A 20365-nucleotide genomic window follows, 5' to 3' on the forward strand; every position below is an offset into this window, starting at 1 on the left:
CCTCCCGTGGGGTGTGGGCCTCTTTCAGCACATGCTAGTGGCCCTCCCTGTCACGCCAGCGGGAGAAATGGCGGACGTTCAGCACCGAGCGCTGGCTGGTGAACGTCCCCAGGCCAGCACCCGATGCCGCGGGGCGCAACAGCCCCGGATTACCAGGAAACGTCGTACTCGGTGTCCAGGAGGGACAGCTGCCGCCCGTGCACCTGGACATCCTGGGCGCCCACGGCCTCCAGGGCCGCCTGGAGCACGCCCTCGTGGTACGGCGCGGGCATGAAGTCCCGGCGCATCACGAAGCGGGCGCTGTGGTCTCCCGTCCAGAGGACGCCGCGCTCGCCGTAGCTCACCGCGACGCGGTAGTTCTCGACCATGTGATGCAGCATCTTCCGGGGGTTGCGGCCGGCCGCCTGCATCAGGTCCCGGCCGAACATGGAGCCCAGGAAGTCCACCGTGGCCTGCGTCCCGATGTAGCGCAGCGCCTGCTCCCAGTCGCCCAGTTGGGGGCGCAGCAGACGCGTCGCCTCGGCGGACATCTCCAGGAAGCGCGTCACCGGGTACAGCTCCGCGGCGTTCAGCTCCTTCAGCCCGGACGCCGCCAGGCACTTCGCCGCGGCCTCCTCGCCCTGGAGGAAGTTCACCACCCCCACCACGCCCTGGAAGAACATCCCGCGCGCCCCGTCTTCCGGGGTCGCGGCCAGGCACCGCTCCGTCAGGTGCCACGCCGCGTACTGCTCCGCCCAGCCCGCCGCCCTCGTCGAACCTTCCACCGGTCCGCGATCCATACCGACCTCACTTCCACCTCAGGCGCTGGAATCGGCCCCCCCGTTTCGTGGTGCCATCCGCCAGCGCAGCCCTTCCCCCTCACAGGTGCCGGGGCCCACGCCCCGCTCACACCGTGCAGCCCAATCACACAATTCCGCCAAAACGACAAGAAATCCCCGTAAGCCTGGAAGTACCTGTCATTATCCAGCAGCTTACACAAATCTAATGGGAGCGCGGATGAGATTTCTTGTGGCCTGAGAAAGAATTGGGGGTCAGGGCCCTCACTCCAGGCCCTACCCGGAGAGGGCGGCCTGGGCGGCGGCGACGGCGGTTCCAGCGCCAGCGGCGCGGTGGCCGGCGGCGTGGAGGGCGCGCTCGATGGCGCCCACGGTGACGAGCACGTCCCCGGGGCTGACGCGGTTCATGTGGCCCACACGGAAGTAGCGCGCCTTGATTTCAGGGTGGAGGCCGCCGGCGATGGCCACCCCCTGCGCCTTCACGCGGCCCACGAGCGTCGCGTCCACGCCGTCCGGGTAGTACACGGCGCTCAGGGTGTTGGCGGCCACGGCTTCGGACGTGGGGACGAGCTTGAGGCCCAGCGCGCTCCAGGCGGCGCGGAAGGCGCGGGCCATGCGGCGGTGGCGCTCGAAGCGGGCCTCCATGCCCTCCGCGAGAATCTGTCCCAGGCTGACGTCCAGCGCGCACACCAGGGACGTGGGCGGGGTGGCGAAGTAGGCGGGCTTGCCGGCCTCGTAGGCCTCCATCACCGGGAGCCACTCCGCCCAGTCCGCGTACACGCTGGCGACGGGCGCCTTGCGCGCCTTCCACGCGGCGATGGCGCGAGGGCTCACCGTGAGGAGCGCCAGGCCCGGGGGCACGCCCACCGCCTTCTGGCTGGCGGTGAGGTACACGTCCGCGCCCCACGCGTCCTGCTGGAAGGCCTCGCCGGCGGTGGCGCACACGCCGTCCACCACGGCCAGGACGCTGTGCTGGCGCGCGGCCTTCACCAGCGGCTCCACGGGCGCGAGCACCGCGGTGGAGGTGTCCACGTGGGTGACGGTCATCAGCTTGAAGCCGCCGCTCCGCAGCTCCGCCTCCACCTGGGCCACGTCCGGAGCGCTGCCCACGCTGGCGGCGCGCACGTGCGTCACCTTCGCGCCGTGGCGCTCCAGGATGTGGGCCATGCGGTCGCTGAAGTAGCCGGTGTTCACCACCAGCGCGCGGTCGCCGGGCTCGATGAGGTTGGCCACGGCGAGCTCCATGGCCAGGGTGCCGCTGCCGGAGACGACGAAGGGCTGCGCGCCGGGGGCGAGCGACACCTCGCGCAGGCGCTTCAGGGCGCGGCCGAAGGTGGCGATGAAGCCCGCGTCCAGGTGCCCGGGTACCGGCCCGGACAGCGCCTGCAACACGTCCGCGTCCACGTCCACCGGCCCGGGAATCATCAACAGGTCTCTCACGGCGCCACTCCTCCTGAAGGCCCCCTCCGGACAGCCGGAGGGCGGTCCCCCACTGTGGCCAGCGCGTGCCCGGCTTGTCCACGCCGGAAAAAGGAGACGCCGGAGCCCCGTACAGAGGGGACTCCGGCGTCATGGACTTCAGGAAGCGAAGCTCTGGACTAGCGGTACGTCGCGGTCACGCTGTCCGCGCGGGCCACCTGGCCGGCGGTGAACGTGTTCATGCAGTTGTCGTCGGTGTAGTCCATGAAGTTGTAGATGGGGTCCGCGCCGCCACCGGCGCAGGTGTCGCGGTTGGCGGGGCAGCCGTACGCGGGCGAGGCCTCCGGCGGCGTGTCGCTGACGGAGTCGCCCGGGTTGTTACAACCGCCCTGGAACGTGTGGTACAGGCCCAGCCAGTGGCCGACCTCGTGCGTGCCCGTGTCACCCTCGTTGTACGGGACCGCAGTGCCGCCGGGGACGCTGCTGTAGAGGATGACCACGCCGTCCATGGAGGGCTGGCTGGTGTAGCTGGAGGGGAAGGTCGCCCAGCCCAGCAGGCCGCCGCCCAGGTTCGCCGAGTAGATGTTCAGCGACTCCGGGCCACCCTTGCGCAGCGCGGCCTTCATCTTCTTCTCCGCGGCGGAGCCGCTGCGCAGGCTGTACCACTGGCTGTTCGTGGTGCGGTCCGTGCCGGCCAGCGTGAACTTGAACGGGGTGTTCGCGTACGCCGCGTTCAGCACGTTCATCTGCGCGGTGATCTGCGAGTCCGGGATGTCGCCGTTGGCGATGCCCGTCCCGGCGCGGATGACGTGGAAGTACACGGGCACGTTCACCGAGCCCACCGCGCGCTTCGCGGACACGCCGCGGGCCGCGATCGCCGCGTCGACCTCCGCCTTCTCGTCGGCGGACAGCTCCTCGGTCGCACAGCCGCGGTGCGGGGTGGCCTGGGCGTTGGTCTCTTCGGTGGGAGCCGGAGTCTGCTCCTCGGTGGTCGGGGCGCTGCTGCTGCAACCCGCCAGGGACATCAGCGTGCCAAAGACAACCGCGATACGGCCACTGCGCTGCGCGATGTGACGAAGCATCGGTTCCCAACTCCTCAGGAAAGGGGTGAAACAGTGATACGCGGATGAAACAGCGTATGTCAAATCACGCGATAAAATTGAACTCTCAGCAAAACACTGAAGACAAACCAAGCGTCACAGGGCCGGGAGACGGCCTGTCCGTGAATCCGCCTGGAAATGGAAAATGCCGGAGCCCCCTGGACGGGGACCCCGGCATCGGAAAAACGGCCACAGCCCTGCGTGATTTTTCTAGCGGTACGTGGCGGTGAGGCTGTCCGCGCGGGCGCTCTGACCGGCGGTGAAGGTGTTCATGCAGCTGTCGTCGGTGTAGTCCATGAAGTTGTAGATGGGGTCCGCGCCGCCACCGGAGCAGGTGTCACGGCCCGCGGGGCAGCCGTACGCGGGCGAGGCCTCCGGCGGCGTGTCGCTGACGGAGTCACCCGGGCTGGCGCAGCCGCCCTGGAACGTGTGGTACAGGCCCACCCAGTGACCCACCTCGTGCGTGCCCGTGTCGCCCAGGTTGTAGGGGGACGCCGTGCCGCCGGGGACGCTGCTGTACAGCATGACCACGCCGTCCATGGACGGGCTGCTGGTGTAGCTGGAGGGGAAGGTCGCCCAGCCCAGCAGGCCGCCGCCCAGCTTCGCCGTGTAGATGTTCAGCGACTCCTTGCCGCCCTTGCGCAGGGTGGACTTCATGGAGCGCTCGGCGCTGCTGCCCTGGTTCAGGTTGAACCAGGTGCTGTTGGTGGTGCGGTCCGTGCCGGCCAGCGTGAACTTGAACGGGGTGTTCGCGTACGCCGCGTTCAGCACGTTCATCTGCGCGGTGATCTGCGAGTCCGGGATGTCGCCATTGGAGATGCCCGTGCCCTGGCGGATGACGTGGAAGTACACGGGCACGTTGACGGAGCCCACCGCGCGCTTCGCGGACACGCCACGGGCCGCGACCGCCGCTTCAATCTCCAGCTTCTCGTCGGCGGACGGCTCCACGGTCGCGCAGCCGCGGTGCGGGATGGCCTGCGCGTTGGTGGTCTCCTCCGCGGGAGCGGGAGTCTGCTCCTCGGTGGTGGGGGCGTTGTTGTTACAGCCCACCAGGGACATCAGGGTGCCAACGACCACCGCGAATCGACCGCTGCGCTGCGCGACGTGACGAAGCATGGTTTCCCAACTCCTCGAAAAGTAGGGGGGAGCGGGAATACGATTCCAATGACTTCCACGTCAATACGCGGACAGTCATGGAAACAAAGCAAAACCTTACGAACCCGTAGGATGTCTCGCCGGGTGAAGCCTCCGGGTCTGTTCTTCACCCGGGAGGCGTTTCGCACTCCGGCAATCCCTGACGCGCGCTGACGGCTCAGGGCGTCGGCGCGGGAGCGTCGCCCCCGTCCGGGACGGGCGTGAGCGGGGTGGGCGCCGTCTGGGGGGCTCCCACCTGCTCCAGGGACTCGCGGTTGCTCACGGAGAAACGCACCAGGGCGCGGAGGATGCGGTTGCGCTTCACGTTGCCCAGCACCTCGCGCAGGTCGTCGTAGACGGTGGGGTCGTTGACGAGCGCGCCCAGGGTGCCGTCGCCCTTGGCCACGGTGGCGGTGATGGTCTTGATGTCCGCGGCGGCGCTGCCCAGGTCCGCGAACATGCCCTTGGCGTCGCCGTAGACGAGCTGGTGCACGGCGCCGTTGGGGCTCTTCTTCGCGTCCTCCAGCAGGCCCGCGAGCTGGCCGGCGGCCTCGCCCAGCTCCCGCATGGCCACCGCGCCGTCCTGGCCGTAGATGAGCGCGTGCGCGGTGCCGTCGCCGCGGCGCACCTCGGACAGGATGGCCTCCACGTGGCCCAGGGCGCCGTCCATGCGCTTCGCGGCGCCGGACGCGTTGGCGAGCAGCGTGTTCACCTCCTGGCCCGTGCGCGGGTCGTAGATGAGCGCGTGCAGCGCGCCGTTGCCCTTCTCCACCTCCTCCATGATGGAGCGCAGCGAGGCGACGCTCTTGGCCAGGTCCCGCGACAGCTCCGGGTTCGCGTAGACCTTCACCGCGTCCTTGAGCGACTCGCTGATTTCAACGGAGTTCTCCATCACGCGGCTGGCGCTGCTCATCAGCTTGGACAGGTCCCCGCCGCTGCTGGACTGGATGACGCCGCCGGGCTCCACGGGGGGCTGGTCCGCGCTGCCCAGGGAGATGTCCACCGCCTTGTCGCCCAGCACGCCCATGCTGGTGAGCCTGGCCACGGAGTCCTTGCGGATGCGGTTCGCGTAGGCGCTGGCCACCTGGAGCTCCACCATCAGGCGGCTGTCCTTGAGGTCCTGGGAGAAGGACACGCTGTTCACGCGGCCCACCTTCAGGCCGCCAATCCACACGGGGGACTGGTCGCTCAGGCCATCCACGCTGTTGAAGTAGGCGTGGAAGATGACCTGGCGTTGAAAGAGATTGGACTCGCGGCCGATGAAGAAGACGACGACGCCAGCCACGGCGAGGCCAACGGCGACGAAGAGGCCCGCGCGTACGGCCAGGCGCTTCTCCTTCGAGGTCGACGTGAAGAGACTCATGGTGTTCCCCGGGGGTTCAGCTCCAGGCGGCGCGCGTCGATGAAGGCGCGCACCTCCGGCACCTGGGAGCGGCGCATCTCCTCCGGGGTGCCCACCTGGACGATTTTGCGGTTGGCCAGCATGGCCATCCGATCCGCCAGCACGAAGGCGCTCACCATGTCGTGCGTGACGACAATGGACGTGGCGCCCAGGCGCTGCTTCATCGAATCAATCAGCTCGTTGATGGTCTGCGTGGTGACGGGGTCCAGGCCCGTCGTGGGCTCGTCCCAGAGGATGACCTCCGGCTCCGTGGCGATGGCGCGCGCCAGGCCCACGCGCTTGCGCATGCCGCCGGACAGGTCCGACGGCATCAGCTTCTCCGTGTTGGGCAGGTCCACCAGCTCCAGCTTCTCCGCCACGCGCTTCTGGATTTCCGCGCGGGACATGGTGGGGAAGTGCTCGCGCAGCGGGTACGCCACGTTGTCCGCCACGCTGAGCGAGTCGAACAGCGCCGCGCCCTGGAACACCATGGCCACGTGCTTGCGGACCTCCAGGAACTGCTCCTCGGAGAACTTCGCCAGGTCGTAGCCTTCGAACAGGATGCTGCCGCCGTCCGGGTGCAAGAGGCCGATGAGGCACTTGAGCAGCACGCTCTTGCCCACGCCGGAGCCGCCCAGCACCACCAGCGTCTCCCCGGCGCGCACGTCCAGGTCCACGCCGTCGTAGATGCGCTTGGCGCCGAACTGTTTGATGAGCCCGTCGAAGCGGATGAGCTCCTCGCCCGGCGTGGGCTTGCGGAAGCTGAACGGGACTGCGGGGTCTCGGTGGTGGTGGCGGGCCTTGCGCATGGTGCGGGCGGCTTCAGAAGTAGAGCGTGATTTTCGTGATGAAGAAGTCCGCCAGGCACACGGTGACGGAGGTGATGGCCACCGTCTGCGTGGTGGCGCGGCCCACGCCCTCCGTGCCGCCCTCCACCGCCAGCCCCTTGAAGCACCCCACCAGGCCGATGATGAGCCCGAACACGGCGCCCTTGATGACGCCGGAGACGAAGTCGCCCATCAGCACGGCGTCCAGCGCGCCCTGGGAGAACTGGTCCAGGGAGATGCCGTACTGGGACTTCACCACCAGCGCCCCCGCCACCAGGCCCACCACGTCCGAGAACACGGTGAGCACCGGCAGCACGATGAGGCACGCGAACACGCGCGGCACCACCAGCTTGCGCAGCGGATCCGCGCCCAGCGCGCGGATGGCGTCCACCTGCTCCGTCACGGTCATGGAGCCCAGCTCCGCGGCGATGCCGGACCCGATGCGCGCGCCCACGGTGAGGGCGGTGAGCACGGGGGCCAGCTCCCGGAACAGCGTGAGGATGACCACGCGGCCCACGGTGTACTGCACGCCGAAGCGCGCGAGGAAGTAGCCGAACTGCAGGGAGATGACGAGCCCGGCGAACGTCGCGGTGAGCAGCGCGATGGGCAGCGAGCGCACGCCCAGGGACTCGGTGTGGAAGATGAGGCCGGCCCAGTCGTAGGGAGGGCGCACCGCGCGGCTGAACACCTGGCCCGTCATCACGGACAGGGCACCCAGGGACTCCATGCGCTCGCGCAGGCGCTCCTTGATGGTGGGGCCGCCGGCGAAGAGCTTCGCCTCGGGCATCATCGCTGGCGCTCCGCGTGGAAGCCCTGGAAGAGGCTCTCGAAGTCCGCCATGCGCGCGTCGGCGGTGCCCACGGGGGCGACGTAGCTGAAGTCGAACACGCAGTTGTCCTTCTTCACCACCACCAGCTCCAGGGAGATGGGCACGCCGTCGAGCTTCGCGACGTAGCGGCTTCTGAGGGCTTCGCGGCCGTCCAGGGTGAAGGTGCGCTGGCCCAGGTCCTGGCGCTCGGTGAAGCCCATGAGCAGGTGCTTCGTGAGGACCTGGAGGGACGGGTCGTCATGGTCCCGGCAGGTGGCGTTGGTGGCGATGACGCGGCCGGTGTCGCCGCGCTCCACGAAGGCCAGGTCGTTGTCGTCGAAGCCGCGGCGCTCCCAGACGTTGTTGGCCAGCGGGCCGACGCGGTACTTCACGTCGGACTTCTGGAGCACCGAGTCCTCGAACGTCGCGCGGTGGCACCCCGCGAGGAGGGTGGACAGCACGAGCGTCAGCAGCAAGCGCGACATGGCACCATTTCGTTCGTCCCGGGTCCGCCCGGTGGGACGGCGGGCATGGTCATGGTGCACGCCCGTCAGGTCCGCAAGAACTTCGTCGGAGCGAACGTTGGCTCACGGACGCGCGCCCGCCGAGGGCCCGCCGCCCTGATCGGGCTCCGGACGGAAGGAAGAGGCGGGGTGCCCCCGGCCTTGCGGAGGGCGCATCTTCAGCCGGGAGCCGGGGGATTCTCACGAGGAGGATTCGATGGACGGCGGACTGGCGATATTCGGATTCGGGTTGTTCCTGCTGTCGATTGCCAACCTGTACGCACGCACGTCGTACTGGCTGGCGTGGCCGCTCCTGGCGCTCTCCATGTTGGCCATGGGGATGGCGTTCAGCGAGTCGAAGCGCCTGCGGGACGTGTCGCTGGGGGTGGCGGCGGTGCTGGGGGTGTTGTTCATCGCCGCGCTGGCGACGGGCACCGTGTGGTGGCTGACGCTGGCGGTGTTCCTGTTCGCGGTGGCGTTCGGGTTGCTCTGGGCGGAGTTCCGCTTCGAGTACTTCGGGCACGTGACGCGGCAGGAGTTGCCCCACCACACGCGCCGGTCGGTGCACTGGCCCTGGCACCGGCGGCGGGTGCACTAGGGTTGTGACGGGGACTCGGTGGCCACCTGTCCCGCGTGGACGGTGAGCCAGAGGGTGTCACTGGCGGCGGCGGCTCTCACGAGCCCCGCGTCGGTGGTGGTGAGGAAGACCTGCGCGCCGCTCCGGGCGAGGTAGCCCATGAGATAGGCATTGCGCTCGGGGTCCAGCTCGCTGGAGACGTCATCCAGGAGCAGCAGGGGGAGGAAGCCCATGGCGGCCTCCAGGTTTTCAATCTCGGCAATCTTCCAACCGAGCACCAGGGCGCGCTGCTGCCCCTGGCTCGCGTAGGCGCGCGCGCTGCGGCCGCCCAGCGTCACGGACACGTCGTCCACGTGCGGGCCCACGGAGGTGAAGCCGCGGTCCAGGTCGCGGCGCAGGCGCGCGGAGAGGGCCTCGCGCAGGGCGGAGGCGAGCGCGGCCTCGTCGGCGTGGGCGAAGTCGGCGCCGAGGTGCGCGGGGTGGTAGCCGTAGACAGCGGGGTCGGCGGTGCGGCCGATGGACGCGAAGGTGGCCTGGGCGCGGGGCGCGAGCTCGGCCATCAGGGCGCGGCGGCGGGCGTAGAGGCGTGCGCCCGCGCGGGCGAGCGTCTCGTCGTACGCGTCGAGGTACGCGGCGTCGACGGTGGCGCCTTCCCGGAGCAGGCGGTTGCGGTTCTTGAGGGCGCGGGCGTACTCGCGGCTCTCCTTGAGGAAGGCGGGGAAGCGGTTGAAGACGGCGCGGTCGAGGAAGGCGCGGCGCGCGTCGGGACCGCCCTTGATGACCTCCAGGTCATCGGGGGTGAAGGCGACGACGGAGACGCCGCCGAAGTAGTCCTCGAGGCTGGCGGCCTTCTTGCCGTCCACGAGGGCCTGGCGGGTGCCACCGCCGACCTCGACGGAGATTTCGCGCTCGGCGCCCTTGAGGAGGAAGCGGCCGGTGACGCGAGCGGCCTGGGAGCCCCAGCGGACGAGCTCGGAGAGGCGTCCAGCGCGCAGGGGCTTGAGGGTGGCGAGGAAGTAGAGCGCCTCCAGGAGGTTGGTCTTCCCCTGCCCGTTCTGGCCCACGGCGATGGTCGAGTGGGGGCTGGGTGCGAGCTGCACCGTCGGGAGGTTGCGGAAGTCCTGGACCTGGAGCGAGAGGAGGCGCACAGCGTCACCGTGAAGGGGCCGACCTTCGTACTACAGATGCGGCGGCCGGCGGGGCGCGGGATTCAGCGGGTGACGCCTGGCTGGTGGGCGCGGGAGCGCTCACTCCCGGCGGAGGACGGCAAGGGTCTTCAAGACGTTCCAGAGCCCGAAGAACGGGGGGCCGGGTTCGACGTCGACCTCGATGTCTCCGGCGTTCCGGAACTGGAGCCGGAGCCGGCTCAGGGACAGCTTGCTGCCCGAGGCCTGGAGGTGCGCCGCGTCCGTCGTGGCGTTCTCCAGGTCGCGCCAGGGAATGGACCGGAAGCCGTGCTCCTGCTGGCTCAACAGGATGCGCTCGGTGCTGACGAGGAGCCACTGCTCGGGTCCCCGGAAGAAGGCGAGCACCGGCAGTTCGTCCGCCGCCAGTGCGGCGCGTTCCAGGAGATAGGCCCGTGCCTCCACGGGGAGGTTGTCGAACGGGCGTGTCCATTGCCCTTCGCCTCCGGTCTGGCTGAAGACCCGGAGCAACCTTCGGAGCCGGGACTCGGCGCTGAGTGCTGTCATTGGAACGCTCATGGACAGAGTCGCCGCCGCCATCGGTCCAGGTAGTTCCCGATCCCGGCGTCCTCTCCTGACGTGTACATGAAGGGTTTCAGGAAGCAGGCCAGTGCACGGTACTGGGGTGGAACGGGTTCCTGCTCGATGTCGATGGCCTGGGGCCATTCGCTCAGGGTGACCAGTAGACGTTCCTGTTCCATGGGGAGGAGGGAGACCTCCGGGAACGGCAGTGCCTGCCGCACGGCTTCGGTGCCACCCATCCGGTCCAGCAGTGGTGGGCCCAGGAAGGTGAGCCAGTGCGCGCCAAGGGCGTGGGTCCCGATGACGTAACCGAGGCTTTCGACAGCGGGCAGGTCCACCCCCAGATAGCGCGCGGAGTATTTCTCCAGGACCTTCCAGTCCCCTGCGGCCCAGGAGCCCTGTCGAGAGGCAAGGGCGAAGCTCGCGTAGCCGAAATGAAACGGCAGTTCCCGAGCCAACTCCAACACCAGGGTCCGCATCCGCTGGGGTCCCTGCTCCAGGAGGAACTCCGTTGGGACGGTGAAGGACATCGCGGTGGAGGACCCAATGCAGAGCGGGCGTTGGATCCGATTGCTGTGGTACTCGAACTGGTATCCTCCAGTCCCCCCATCCAGGTCGGACAAGCTGACGTGCCAGGCCAGGCGGGAGGGTCGATCCACCATCCGTTTGCGAATGACTTCCCATCCGTCCTCATCCAGCTCGAGGACATCCCCATCGTCCGCGCCGTACCAGTTCAACGACTGGGGTGGGATGGCTTGAACGTAGGTCTGCAAGGCCCGCCAGCACGCCTGCGCCACAATGCTGTGGTCGTGGGGGATGAAGAATGAGACCACGACACCGTCGCGGGCCGCGACCGCGCCACCCCTGTAATGAAGACGAAGGGAAGGGAAGTTCTCGCTCATCGCCGGGGCACTACTCCAGTCTGAGGAGAAACGAGCAGAGCTTTCCCTCCGAGCGCCTCCTGGTAGATCTGTTCTTGGGTTTGTCCCTTATAGGGACTGCTCTCTCCGTAGAGGGTCCACTGCGGTTCGTTGCTCTCAGGGCAGGGGAACTTGAAATCCAGGGTGAGCGCGGACTCGAGCAGATTGCGGTCCGCATGAAGCACAAGGTCCGGCTTGATCGTGCCCCGGAGCTCATCGGTGCAGCCCTCGGCAAGCATCCGCGCCTCCTTCTCCCGGCTGATCGTCTCCACGAATCGGGCGTTCGGATAGTAGCGATAGCGCTGCTCGATGCTGTAGGGCGCGGCCCAGAGTTCCTTGAGCACCTCCTCCGCGCACTGGAGGACCAGGACGTGCTTCTGCTTTCCGAGCTGCATGGCCCGGGTGATGGGGTTGCCACAGCGGTCGCGTCCCACCACCTCGCGGCACTCCTGCCGTGTCGGCGGACGGTTTTCGAAGAAACGCGCGTTGCCCGGACGCTCGGCCTGGACGGCGCACTCCGCGAGTCGTTCCTCCAACTCATCCGCGCTGTGGTCCTGCTGCATCAAGCCGAGGATGACCGGGGCGACCTGGACCAGGGCGGAGGCCGTGTGAGCAACGCCACGGCCGCACACAGCTTCGCCCTCACTTGGACGGCGTCTCCAGCAGCTTGAACGGCCCCGCGATGCTCAGCTTCGCCTTCCGGTTGCGGAACCACGCCACGAACAGGGCAACACCGTAACTGATCCCCGACAGCGGCTGATCCACGCCCATGGCCACCGGCATGGCCGGAGCGAACCCCACGGTCTTCACCAGCGCGGTGAACGCCTGGGCCACCTCATCCGGCGGCTCCACCTTCGAGGAATCCAGCGAGTGCGACGCCGCGTGGAAGGCCCTGAAGTCCTCCTGATCCTTCAACGCCTTGAACAACTCCGGTGACAGCGCCGCGGATACCGACAGGTACGTCAGCACCACCGCCAGCGCCTGGTAGCCGCCGCCTCCGCGCCGCTCCGACCCCATGAACACCGCCGTCCCCACCAACCACCCCGACAGGATGGCGCTGAAGCCGATGTTGATGCCCGCCAGCCCCACGCCCCAGTAGACGAACGCGCCCGCGAGGGCCGCGCCAACGCCATACTTCAACGCCGTCAGGAAGCGCTTCGACTTCGAGCCACCCTTCGTCGCCGCCTCCATCTCCTCGCGGCACGCGGGGCACACCCGGCGCTGGTTCACCTCGTAGTAGTCGTTCCGGATGGCGCACTGGCAGCCAGTGCACTTCGTCACTGGGGACCCGGCGCGGTCGGACTGGATCGGCGCCGCGTCGGCGGCCGGCGGAGGAACAAGCTGGGTCATGGGCAGGATTCCGACCGGGAATGAGATCAGCCGCCCAACCTAACAGACGCCTTCCACCGCTCCCAAACCGGTGTCTGTCTTCAGCCGCCCTGCCGCAGCGCCGCGTGACGCGCCGCCTGGACCAGCGCCACCAGGTCCCTGTTCTTCGCCACGTCGCCCCCCGCGGGCTTCGCGTGCTCCGGAGAGAACAGCCGCGCGGGCGTGCGCGCCTGGCCTCGCAGCATCACGAAGAGGCGCAGGGCGTCCCGCAGGGCCTCCGCCTCCGGCCCCTCCTCCGTGCGCGCCCGCTGCGCGGCCTGCTCCAGCCGAGACCACGCCACCTCTTCATTCCACGCGCCCCGGGGCCGCTCGCGAGACAGGGCCGCCAGCGCCGCCGCCGTCTCCACCAGCCCCGCACGCCCTTCCGTGAAGATGCTCCGCGCGGACAGCCGCAGCGCCGGGTCCTCCGACAGCGCGGCCCGCCAGGACAACAGCGCGGGCAGCTCCGACTCGCGCGGCACCACCGGCGCCAGCTCCGCCTCCAGCACCGCGCGCACCCGCACCCGCGCCACGTCGTGCCAGAAGGCCGCGTGCAGCAGCAGCTCCGGCCCGCTGCGCGCCACCCGCGTCGGCGCCCGGCGCATGCGCCGCTGGAGGAAGTCCTTCACCCGTCCCCGGCTGTCGTAGCGCTCCAGCCGCTCCCACAGCGCCACCAGCGCGGCGGCGCCCAGCGGCAGCGCCCGCGCCAGCTCCCGCGCTTCATCGTCGGAGAAGGCCGGCGCCCCTTCCGTCACCGGGCGCTTGAACACGCGCTCGAAGACCTCGCCCGCGGCGCACGCGGCGCGCAGCTCCGGCAGGTTGCGCGGCAACAGCTCCACCGCCTGGGCCCAGACACGGCCGCCCAGGAATGGCGCCGCGTCCAGCACCTCCGTCTCCAGGCGCAGCAGCCGCTCTCCCAACGTCGCGGGCCCGTCGTCCTCCTCCGCGTCGTTGGAAGCCTGAGAGGTACTGGCGGACAGCCGCCGCTCGGCCGCGCGCTCCACCGCCTCGCGCAGGCGCTCCACCTCGTGCATCAACCGGACAGGGGCGGCGTTGTGGGGCCAGCCCTCCGCCTCCACGCGGCGCCGCATGGCGGCCAGCGTCGCGTCCACCTCCGGCTGGTCGGCGGCCACCTCGCGCAGCAATTCGAAGTGGTTGCGGATCCGGTCCTTCCAGAAGAAGGACTCCAGTACGCCCTTGAGCGCGCGGTAGCGCAGGCGCGTGGCCTCCAGGAGGTCCGCTCGGTCCTCCAGCCGCGCTCTCAGGTCGTCTGGACGGGTGGCCACGCCCTCATCATAAGGGCCCCCCGCGCCGGGCGCAGGCCTCCCCATGGCGCGGAGCGTCGGACTTGGAACGGTGCCAGCCCGCCGACGTGGGAAGTTGGACGACTGCGTCGGCTCAGACGCGCATGGGCATGACCACGGCCGTGAAGCTGCGGTCGCCGGGGCCGTGCAGCACGCCCGGGCTGTGCTCGTCACCCAGCTCGAAGCTGACCTCGTCCGTCTCCGTCACGCCCAGGACGTCCATGAGGTAGCGGGCGTTGAAGCCGATGGTGATGTCGTTGCCCTTGTAGTCCACGTCCAGCGCGTCGCGCGCTTCACCCAGGTCCGGGTTGCTGGCGGTGATGAGCAGCTTGCCCTTCTCCAGGCCGATGCGGATGGCGTTGCTCTTGTCCGCGGACAACAGCGCGATGCGCTTGAGGCCCTCCAGCAGGCGCACCTTCGGGACGAGGACGACCTTCTCGCCCTCCTTGGGGATGACGCGCTGGTACTCCGGGAACTGCCCGTCGATGAGGCGCATCACCATGGTGAGGCCCGGCTTCTTGAACAGCGCCGAGTTCTCCGCGAACCCCAGGTGGCACTCCGCGTCCGGGGCCTCGTCCAGCAGGCGCTTGAGCTCCATCAGGCCCTTGCGCGGGATGATGACGCCGCTCTTGAGCTTGAAGTCGCCGGACATCTCGCGCTCGATGAGCGACAGCCGGTGGCCGTCCGTGGCCACCATGCGGACCTTGCCGCTCTGCTGCGGCTCGAAGAAGACGCCGTTGAGGATGTAGCGCGTCTCGTCGCTGGAGATGGCGAACTGGGTCTTCTTGATCATCTCCAGCAGCACGTTGCCGGAGATCTGCACCAGCGGAGCGTTCTCCTCCTTGGGCAGCTTCGGGTACTCCTCGGCGGCCATGCCGACGATCTTGAAGTGCGCGGAGCCGGAGGAGATGTCGACGTAGTTGTTCGCCAGCTTCTTGAGCGTGACCTCCGCGTCCGGGAGGTTCTGGACGATGTCGAAGACGTACTTCGCGCTCAGCGTGACGGCGCCCGGCTTGGCCACATCCGCCTGGTGCTCGGACACGATGCCGATGTCCAGGTCGAAGGCCGTGACCGTGACGCTGCCCTTGTTCGCCGTGAGGAGCACGTTGGCGAGGATGGGCATCGTCGTCTTGCGCTCCACGATGCCCTGGGCGCGGTAGAGGGCCTTCTTCAGCTCGTCGGCGGCGATGCGGAATTCCATCGTGGGCGTCCTTACAGGTCACGGCCCCGGAGGCCGATCTCTTGGGGCGCGGGTGTACAACGAACGGATAGCCCCTTCCACCGTCTTGGCACCCCTTTATGGGCATGCTCCGCCCGGTTCCGGACTGTCCGGGTGTCCAGGTGGGACATGGAGGAAAAAGGCCCCTGTTGCCCTGGTGGGCGGGCGCGCGGCCGGGCAGAGTGGACCCGGCCGTGCTCCTCCCGCGTTGAAGGAGGGCACCCCGTCCTCCTTCCGGAGTCCGCCATGAACGCCCGCTCCCTGATCCTGTCCGCCGTGCTCGTGCTCGGCCCGGTGGCGTGCAGCACGCCGTCCTCCCCCACCGCGCAGCCGTCCAGCGACATGTCCGGCGCGGAGGCCCCCGCCGACCTGAAGCGGACCGACGTGAACGCCCCCGCGGGCGCCGCCAACGAGCCCGGCACGGCCGCCCCCACCCCCTCACCCGGAGACGCCACCATGACCACCAGCACCGTCTACATCATCAAGGACAACGGGAAGCGCTGCTTCGCGCCGCCCTGCGACCACTACGACCTGTTCAGCGCGGACGCGCCGGACAAGAAGCTCCAGACCCTCCACGAGATCGACCTGAGCGCCGTCACCGGCGGGGACGACGCGAAGCTGGGGGAGCTCATGCAGCGCGCCTCCAAGGGCGGCCCCGGCCTCAAGGTGGAGGGCTCGCTGGACAAGCGGCTCAAGGCCGGCCCGGCGGGCGACGCCATCGTCCTGCGCGCCACCCGCGTCGTCGGCTGAGCCCCCGCCCACCGGGACCGCGTCCTTCGCGGTCCCGAGCGAAGCTCAGAGCCGCACACCCACCTGGAAGCCCGGCCAGCGCTGCATGCGCGTGTCCGTGCCGATGGAGTGCGAGCGCACCGGCAGCGTCGTCAGCTTCGCGAACTCCGGCTCTCCCCAGGTGAACGCCACGTTGTAGGTGGGGCCGGCGAACACGGCCAGCCGGGGCATCACCTGGAAGCCCAGCATGGCGCGCGCCTGGGACAGCAGGTTGTTGGACGCGCTGGAGAACGGGTCTCGCGTGGACAGCACCTGGCTGGCCGCGACGTCCACGTCCACCCAGAAGCGCGAGCCCAGCGGGATGTGCCCGCCCAGGCCCACGCCCAGGCTGAAGCGCTGGAAGCGGTCGTCCGGGCCGATGCCCGCGAGCAGCGTCGTGTAGACGTGCTTGCCGCCGAACTTCAGCGCCAGGTTGGTGAGCTGCACGTCGCTGCCGAACAGCTCCAGGTGCAGCTGGCCCTTCTTCTCGTAGGAGACCAGGCCCACCGGCACGCCGTTCACCTCGTCGGAGACGTTGACCAGGCCCAGCTGCATGCCGTGCACCGTGTCCGCGACGTTGATCAACCCCAGCTGCATGCCGGACACGTCACCGCCCACGTTGATCAACCCCAGCTGCATGCCGGTGAGGGACGGAGCGCGGTTGAGCAGCACCGACCCCTGGATGCCCCGCGCGGCCGTCGCCACGGAGTTGTGGCCCAGCGAGAACTGCACGCCCTTCATCGTGCCGTTGGCGTGATTGACACCCAGTGACAGCTGCATCCCGGTGGCGTCCGAGGTCGTGACATTGACGCCCAGCGCCGCCTGCACGCCGCCCAGCGCGCCGCGCGCGACGTTGGCGCCCAGGGCCAGTTGCCCCACGCCGTCCACGTCGCCGTTGGCCACGTTGAGCCCCAGCGACGCCTGGGCGCCGACCACCGGGCCGCCCGCCACGTTGGTGATCAGGGACAGCTGCGCGCCGCTCACCTCGCGGCCGGACGTGTTGAAGCCCAGCGCCATGGCCAGGCCGGAGACCTCCGCGTCGTACACGTTGCCCGCGAGCCCCAGCGCCAGCCCGCCGCCCAGCGCCGCGCCGCCGTTGACGACGCCCAGCGCGAAGCGGTTCTCCACCTGCGCGCGCCCCGCCCGCAGCGTGTTGGTGCTCATCGACGGCACCAGGCTCAGGTTCACCGGCAGCATCTGCCGGCCCTGGGGGGACAGCGGCGCGCTGCCACCGCCACCGCCGCGCATCACGGTGGCCTCGTGGCCCACGCCCAGGAAGTCACCGGGGGCCAGCGGCGTGCGCATGCCCTCCTTCAGCGTGAAGGCCGCTTCGGACACGCCGCCGTCCCACTCGCGCCGGGCGCGGTAGATGCCGGGGGCCAGGCCCAGCTCGGTGGCGCGGCCGGACTGCTTCTGCACCTCCACCACCAGCGTGCCCACCGCGTCGCGCACGTACAGGCGGCCCTCCAGCGGCTCGGTGAGGACCAGACCCGCGGTGGTGGCGCGCAGGTCGGTCATCACCAGGTCGCCGGTGCCCGCGAGCTCGATGTCGTAGTTGGGGTGCTGCGCGCCGCCCTGCGTGCGCTCGGTGCGCGCGAGCGTTTCGTGGAAGGCGAACTGGTAGGCCTCCGTGAGGGTGACGCGGCCGTCGTGGGTGACGTCCGCGGCGCCGCGCAGGCCGGACAGCAGGTGGTGCGTGAAGAACGAGCCGCCCAGCCGGTCCGACTCCTGCGACGCCTCGTCCGCGCTGGACGAGGTGAGGATGGCGTGGCCCTTCACCTGGATGCCGGAGTCCACCAGGAACGCGGGCCGCGACACGCCGCCCTTCTTGCGCGCGAACGCGCCGGACGCGCAGGAGTCCAATACGGCAATGCGCACGTCCGCGGGCAGCCCCTCCAGCGAGCGGCGCAGTTCGCCGTAGTCCAGGCGCTGGCCCTTGAGCAGCAGCCCTTCGTCGTCCGAGTGGCCGGAGTAGTACAGCAGCACCTCCACGCGGCGGGCCCCCGCCGTGCGGACGCCCTCCGCCAGGCGGCGCACGCGGTCGAAGCCGGCGAGCACGCCCGCGCGGTCCACGTCCGTGAGGAGCACGCGGTCCTGGGGCAGCACGCCGCCCAGCTCCGACAGCACCGTGGAGAAGGCCTTCGCGTCGGTCTCCGCGTAGCGCAGCCGCACGCGCTCCGGGCCGCCGTCGTTGACGCCCACGAGCAGGGCCAGCCGGCGCACGGCGGCGGTTTCGGCGGCGGGGGCGGGGGTGGCCGCGCCCAGCGCGACCAGGAGGATGACGAGCGCTCTCATGGGGAGGGCTTCTCCAGCAGGAAGGAGGTCTGCCCCAGGCCCGTGGGCAGGGTCAGCGGCGCGGTGCGCGCCTCGGGGGAGGCGGCGAGCACGCGCGCGGCGGCCATCACCCCCTCCAGTTCGAAGGGGCTGTCCGAGGTGACGAGGAAGAACCGCTCGAAGCCGGGGGCGTCATCCAGCTCGTAGGCGCGGGGCAAGAGGTGCGTGCCGCCGCGCTCCAGGGGCGCGGAGGTGTCGCCCGACGCGGGCAGGTGCGGGGTGACGGTGCCCCGGCCGTCCACCGAGAGGATGACGCCGTGGGCGTGGCCGGCGGCGGTGTACGAGAGCTGGACCACGTCACCGGCCTGGGCGGGGGCGCCGTCGGTGAGGCGCTCGGTGCGGGGGCCGGCCTGGCGGTGCACGTCGAGCCGGGGCTGGAGCCCCTTGCTGCGCGTGGGCTCCAGGACGCCGGGGGTGCCCGTCCCCGACCACGGGTCGCGCGCCTCCTGCCCCTGGGACGAATCCCCCGGCCGCACGAGGACGACGAGCGTCGCGGCGGCGAGCACCGGCACCAGGGCGGGCAGGAAGCGCCAGGAAGGGCGCGATGGCGTGGCCTCGGCGCGGGACACGGCGGGCGGGTCGGCGCGAGCGAAGCGGGCCTTCACCTCGCGGGCGACGCGGTCGGGGGGCAGGGCCTCCAGGGTGGCGCGCGAGTCCGCCTCCAGGGCGGCGAGGCGGGCGGGGCCGTCGGGTTCGCGGGACAGGCGGTCGCGGGCGGCGGCGAGCTCCGCCGGGGGCAGCTCTCCCAGGACGATTCGCTCCAGCAGCCAGTCCGGGGTGCGGTGGGGGGACGTCATGCGGCCTCCAGCTCCTGCAGGACAGCGGACAGGGCCCGGAGGCGCTTGCGCACTCCGGACACGGACAGGCCCACCTCGCGGGCGGTCTCCTCCAGCGTCATGCCGTCCACCAGGTGGAGCACGGCGATGTCGCGGCTGGACGCGGGGACGCGCCCGAAGAGGCGGTCCAGCAGGCCCCGGGCGGCGGTGCGCGCCTCGGTGTCGCCGGAGGCGGCGATCTTCAGGACCAGCTCATCATCGCGGTCCTCGGGGCGCCGCTTCGCGCCGCGAAGGCGGTTGAGGCACACGCGGGTGGCGATCTGATGCAGCAGGCTGGAGGGCCCGGCGTCCTTCAGCGCGGCCTGGTAGCGCAGCAGTTGAACGAACACGTCATGCATGGCGTCCACGGCCTGTTCCTCGTCGCGCAGCAGGAAGCGGCAGCGCCGGAGCACCTGGGGGCCATAGCGTCGGTAATAGGCCTCCACATCGACGGACACCGCACGCGCCTCCCGGTTGGCCAGGGGAACACCGGTGCCCCGAAAATCTGTCACCGGCCTTTTGACGAAAGCGCCGTGCCTACCCCGTTTCCCCCACCCCGGCCACCCCGGGCCGGGAATTCCAGGCTTCCACACGCCCCACCCGGGAGTTCGCTTGACCTGCAAGCAGAAAAGCAACCGTTCGGTCCTCGGGACTGGGGACTGTTCACTTACGGATGCGGGCGGACGCTCCGGGGTTTAACGGAAGTTGGAACGTCTCTACCCTGCCCCGTCAGCCACGCGCTCCCGTGATCCAAACGACCCCTGCCATCGACTCGCTGCGGGCGCGGTATCTGGCCGCGCAGCTCTCTGGAAACCGCCAGGAGGCCCTGCGCCTGCTCGTGGATGAGGGCGTGCTGTGCGGCGTGCCCCTCCAGGAGCTCCACCTGGAGGTCATCCAGGAGGCCCAGTACGAAATCGGCCGGCTCTGGCAGGAGAACGTCATCTCCGTCGCCCAGGAGCACCTGGCCACCGCCATCTCCCAGTACGTCCTGGCCCACCTGTACCGCCACCTCCCCCGCGACCCGACCAACGGCAAGGTCGTGCTGATGGCGTGCGTGGAGGGGGAGCTGCACGAAGTGGGCGCGCGCATGGCCAGCGACTTCCTGGAGATGGCCGGCTTCGACGTGCGCTTCCTCGGCGCCAACGTGCCCGCGGAGCACCTGGCCCGCATGGTGCGCGAGTCCCCGCCGGACCTCGTGGCCCTCTCCGTCTCCATGCCCTTCCACATGCCCCAGGTCCGGGACGCCGTGCGCAAGGTGCGCGAGGTGTCGCCGTCCCTGCCCATCGCCGTGGGCGGGCTCGCCTTCGACTGGGGTCCCGTCCTGGAAGAGGAACTGGCCGTGTCCTTCTTCGGCAAGAGCGTCCGCGAGCTGGTCGCCTCCGCCTGCCGCCTCCTGGGGGTCTGAC

Annotated in this window: 21 protein-coding genes; 3 read left to right on the plus strand and 18 right to left on the minus strand. The window is 70.0% G+C overall.

Translation table 11 applies throughout. The annotated features are described in order from the left end of the window. Positions 1-149: 149 nt before the first annotated feature. The 8 genes from ACX114_RS38650 to ACX114_RS38685 form a co-directional block, all read right to left on the minus strand. Positions 150-779 carry a DUF2378 family protein gene (locus tag ACX114_RS38650; protein WP_459292876.1) on the minus strand — a complete coding sequence of 210 codons (630 nt, stop codon included), beginning with the start codon at positions 777-779 and terminating at the stop codon, positions 150-152. A 273-nt stretch (positions 780-1052) separates the two neighbouring features. Beyond that, positions 1053-2216 (minus strand): pyridoxal-phosphate-dependent aminotransferase family protein, encoded by a 1164-nt coding sequence (locus ACX114_RS38655; protein ID WP_459292877.1) that lies wholly within the window; start codon positions 2214-2216, stop codon positions 1053-1055. A gap of 158 nt (positions 2217-2374) precedes the next feature. Then, the gene (locus ACX114_RS38660) at positions 2375-3277 is read right to left on the minus strand and encodes a zinc metalloprotease (protein ID WP_459292878.1); all 903 of its coding nucleotides are present in this window, start codon (positions 3275-3277) and stop codon (positions 2375-2377) included. Positions 3278-3505: 228 nt separating this feature from the next. Next, positions 3506-4411, minus strand: a complete 906-nt coding sequence (locus ACX114_RS38665; protein ID WP_459292879.1) for a zinc metalloprotease — start codon at positions 4409-4411, stop codon at positions 3506-3508. A 196-nt stretch (positions 4412-4607) separates the two neighbouring features. Next, positions 4608-5792, minus strand: a complete 1185-nt coding sequence (locus ACX114_RS38670) for an MlaD family protein (protein WP_459292880.1) — start codon at positions 5790-5792, stop codon at positions 4608-4610. Continuing rightward, entirely contained in the window at positions 5789-6619 is an 831-nt protein-coding gene (locus ACX114_RS38675) for an ABC transporter ATP-binding protein (protein WP_014400569.1), read from the minus strand. Before ACX114_RS38675 ends, ACX114_RS38670 begins: the two co-directional genes overlap by 4 nt. Positions 6620-6632: 13 nt before the next feature. Beyond that, positions 6633-7427, minus strand: coding sequence for an MlaE family ABC transporter permease (locus ACX114_RS38680; protein ID WP_459292881.1), 795 nt, complete (start codon positions 7425-7427; stop codon positions 6633-6635). Beyond that, the gene (locus tag ACX114_RS38685; protein WP_459292883.1) at positions 7424-7930 is read right to left on the minus strand and encodes a hypothetical protein; all 507 of its coding nucleotides are present in this window, start codon (positions 7928-7930) and stop codon (positions 7424-7426) included. The genes ACX114_RS38680 and ACX114_RS38685 overlap by 4 nt, the downstream gene beginning before the upstream one ends. 235 nt (positions 7931-8165) lie before the next feature. On the opposite strand from ACX114_RS38685, the gene ACX114_RS38690 reads away from it, so the two are divergent. Then, positions 8166-8546, plus strand: coding sequence for a hypothetical protein (locus ACX114_RS38690; protein ID WP_459292885.1), 381 nt, complete (start codon positions 8166-8168; stop codon positions 8544-8546). On the opposite strand, the gene recF is transcribed toward ACX114_RS38690, so the two are convergent. The 7 genes from recF to dnaN form a co-directional block, all read right to left on the minus strand. Then, on the minus strand, positions 8543-9673 hold the full coding sequence (recF, locus tag ACX114_RS38695; RefSeq protein ID WP_459292887.1) for a DNA replication/repair protein RecF: 1131 nt from the start codon (positions 9671-9673) through the stop codon (positions 8543-8545). The two genes, ACX114_RS38690 and recF, sit on opposite strands and share 4 nt — an antisense overlap. Positions 9674-9772: 99 nt before the next feature. After that, on the minus strand, positions 9773-10216 hold the full coding sequence (locus ACX114_RS38700) for a hypothetical protein (protein ID WP_459292889.1): 444 nt from the start codon (positions 10214-10216) through the stop codon (positions 9773-9775). 8 nt (positions 10217-10224) lie between these two features. Next, positions 10225-11133: a type VI immunity family protein gene (locus ACX114_RS38705; protein ID WP_459292891.1), complete on the minus strand. Its 909-nt coding sequence runs from the start codon at positions 11131-11133 to the stop codon at positions 10225-10227. Beyond that, positions 11130-11714 (minus strand): hypothetical protein, encoded by a 585-nt coding sequence (locus ACX114_RS38710; RefSeq protein ID WP_459300394.1) that lies wholly within the window; start codon positions 11712-11714, stop codon positions 11130-11132. Before ACX114_RS38710 ends, ACX114_RS38705 begins: the two co-directional genes overlap by 4 nt. A gap of 79 nt (positions 11715-11793) precedes the next feature. Further along, entirely contained in the window at positions 11794-12501 is a 708-nt protein-coding gene (locus ACX114_RS38715) for a hypothetical protein (RefSeq protein WP_459292893.1), read from the minus strand. Between the two features lie 80 nt (positions 12502-12581). Then, positions 12582-13805, minus strand: a complete 1224-nt coding sequence (locus ACX114_RS38720) for a hypothetical protein (protein ID WP_459292895.1) — start codon at positions 13803-13805, stop codon at positions 12582-12584. Positions 13806-13917: 112 nt separating this feature from the next. Next, positions 13918-15024, minus strand: a complete 1107-nt coding sequence (dnaN, locus tag ACX114_RS38725; protein ID WP_459292897.1) for a DNA polymerase III subunit beta — start codon at positions 15022-15024, stop codon at positions 13918-13920. A gap of 264 nt (positions 15025-15288) precedes the next feature. On the opposite strand from dnaN, the gene ACX114_RS38730 reads away from it, so the two are divergent. Next, the gene (locus ACX114_RS38730) at positions 15289-15792 is read left to right on the plus strand and encodes a DUF6748 domain-containing protein (protein ID WP_459292899.1); all 504 of its coding nucleotides are present in this window, start codon (positions 15289-15291) and stop codon (positions 15790-15792) included. Between the two features lie 45 nt (positions 15793-15837). On the opposite strand, the gene ACX114_RS38735 is transcribed toward ACX114_RS38730, so the two are convergent. The 3 genes from ACX114_RS38735 to ACX114_RS38745 are packed head-to-tail and all read right to left on the minus strand — an operon-like array spanning position 15838 to position 19417. Beyond that, positions 15838-18105, minus strand: coding sequence for a caspase family protein (locus ACX114_RS38735; RefSeq protein ID WP_459292901.1), 2268 nt, complete (start codon positions 18103-18105; stop codon positions 15838-15840). Next, the gene (locus ACX114_RS38740; protein ID WP_459292903.1) at positions 18102-18941 is read right to left on the minus strand and encodes an ActD-like protein; all 840 of its coding nucleotides are present in this window, start codon (positions 18939-18941) and stop codon (positions 18102-18104) included. Before ACX114_RS38740 ends, ACX114_RS38735 begins: the two co-directional genes overlap by 4 nt. Then, positions 18938-19417 (minus strand): RNA polymerase sigma factor, encoded by a 480-nt coding sequence (locus tag ACX114_RS38745; RefSeq protein ID WP_014400585.1) that lies wholly within the window; start codon positions 19415-19417, stop codon positions 18938-18940. The genes ACX114_RS38740 and ACX114_RS38745 overlap by 4 nt, the downstream gene beginning before the upstream one ends. Before the next feature lie 215 nt (positions 19418-19632). On the opposite strand from ACX114_RS38745, the gene ACX114_RS38750 reads away from it, so the two are divergent. Further along, a complete protein-coding gene (locus ACX114_RS38750) occupies positions 19633-20364 on the plus strand; it encodes a cobalamin B12-binding domain-containing protein (protein ID WP_459292905.1) in 732 nt (243 codons plus the stop codon). Position 20365 lies beyond the last annotated feature (1 nt).

The sequence above is a fragment of the Corallococcus sp. M7 genome (assembly GCF_054512695.1).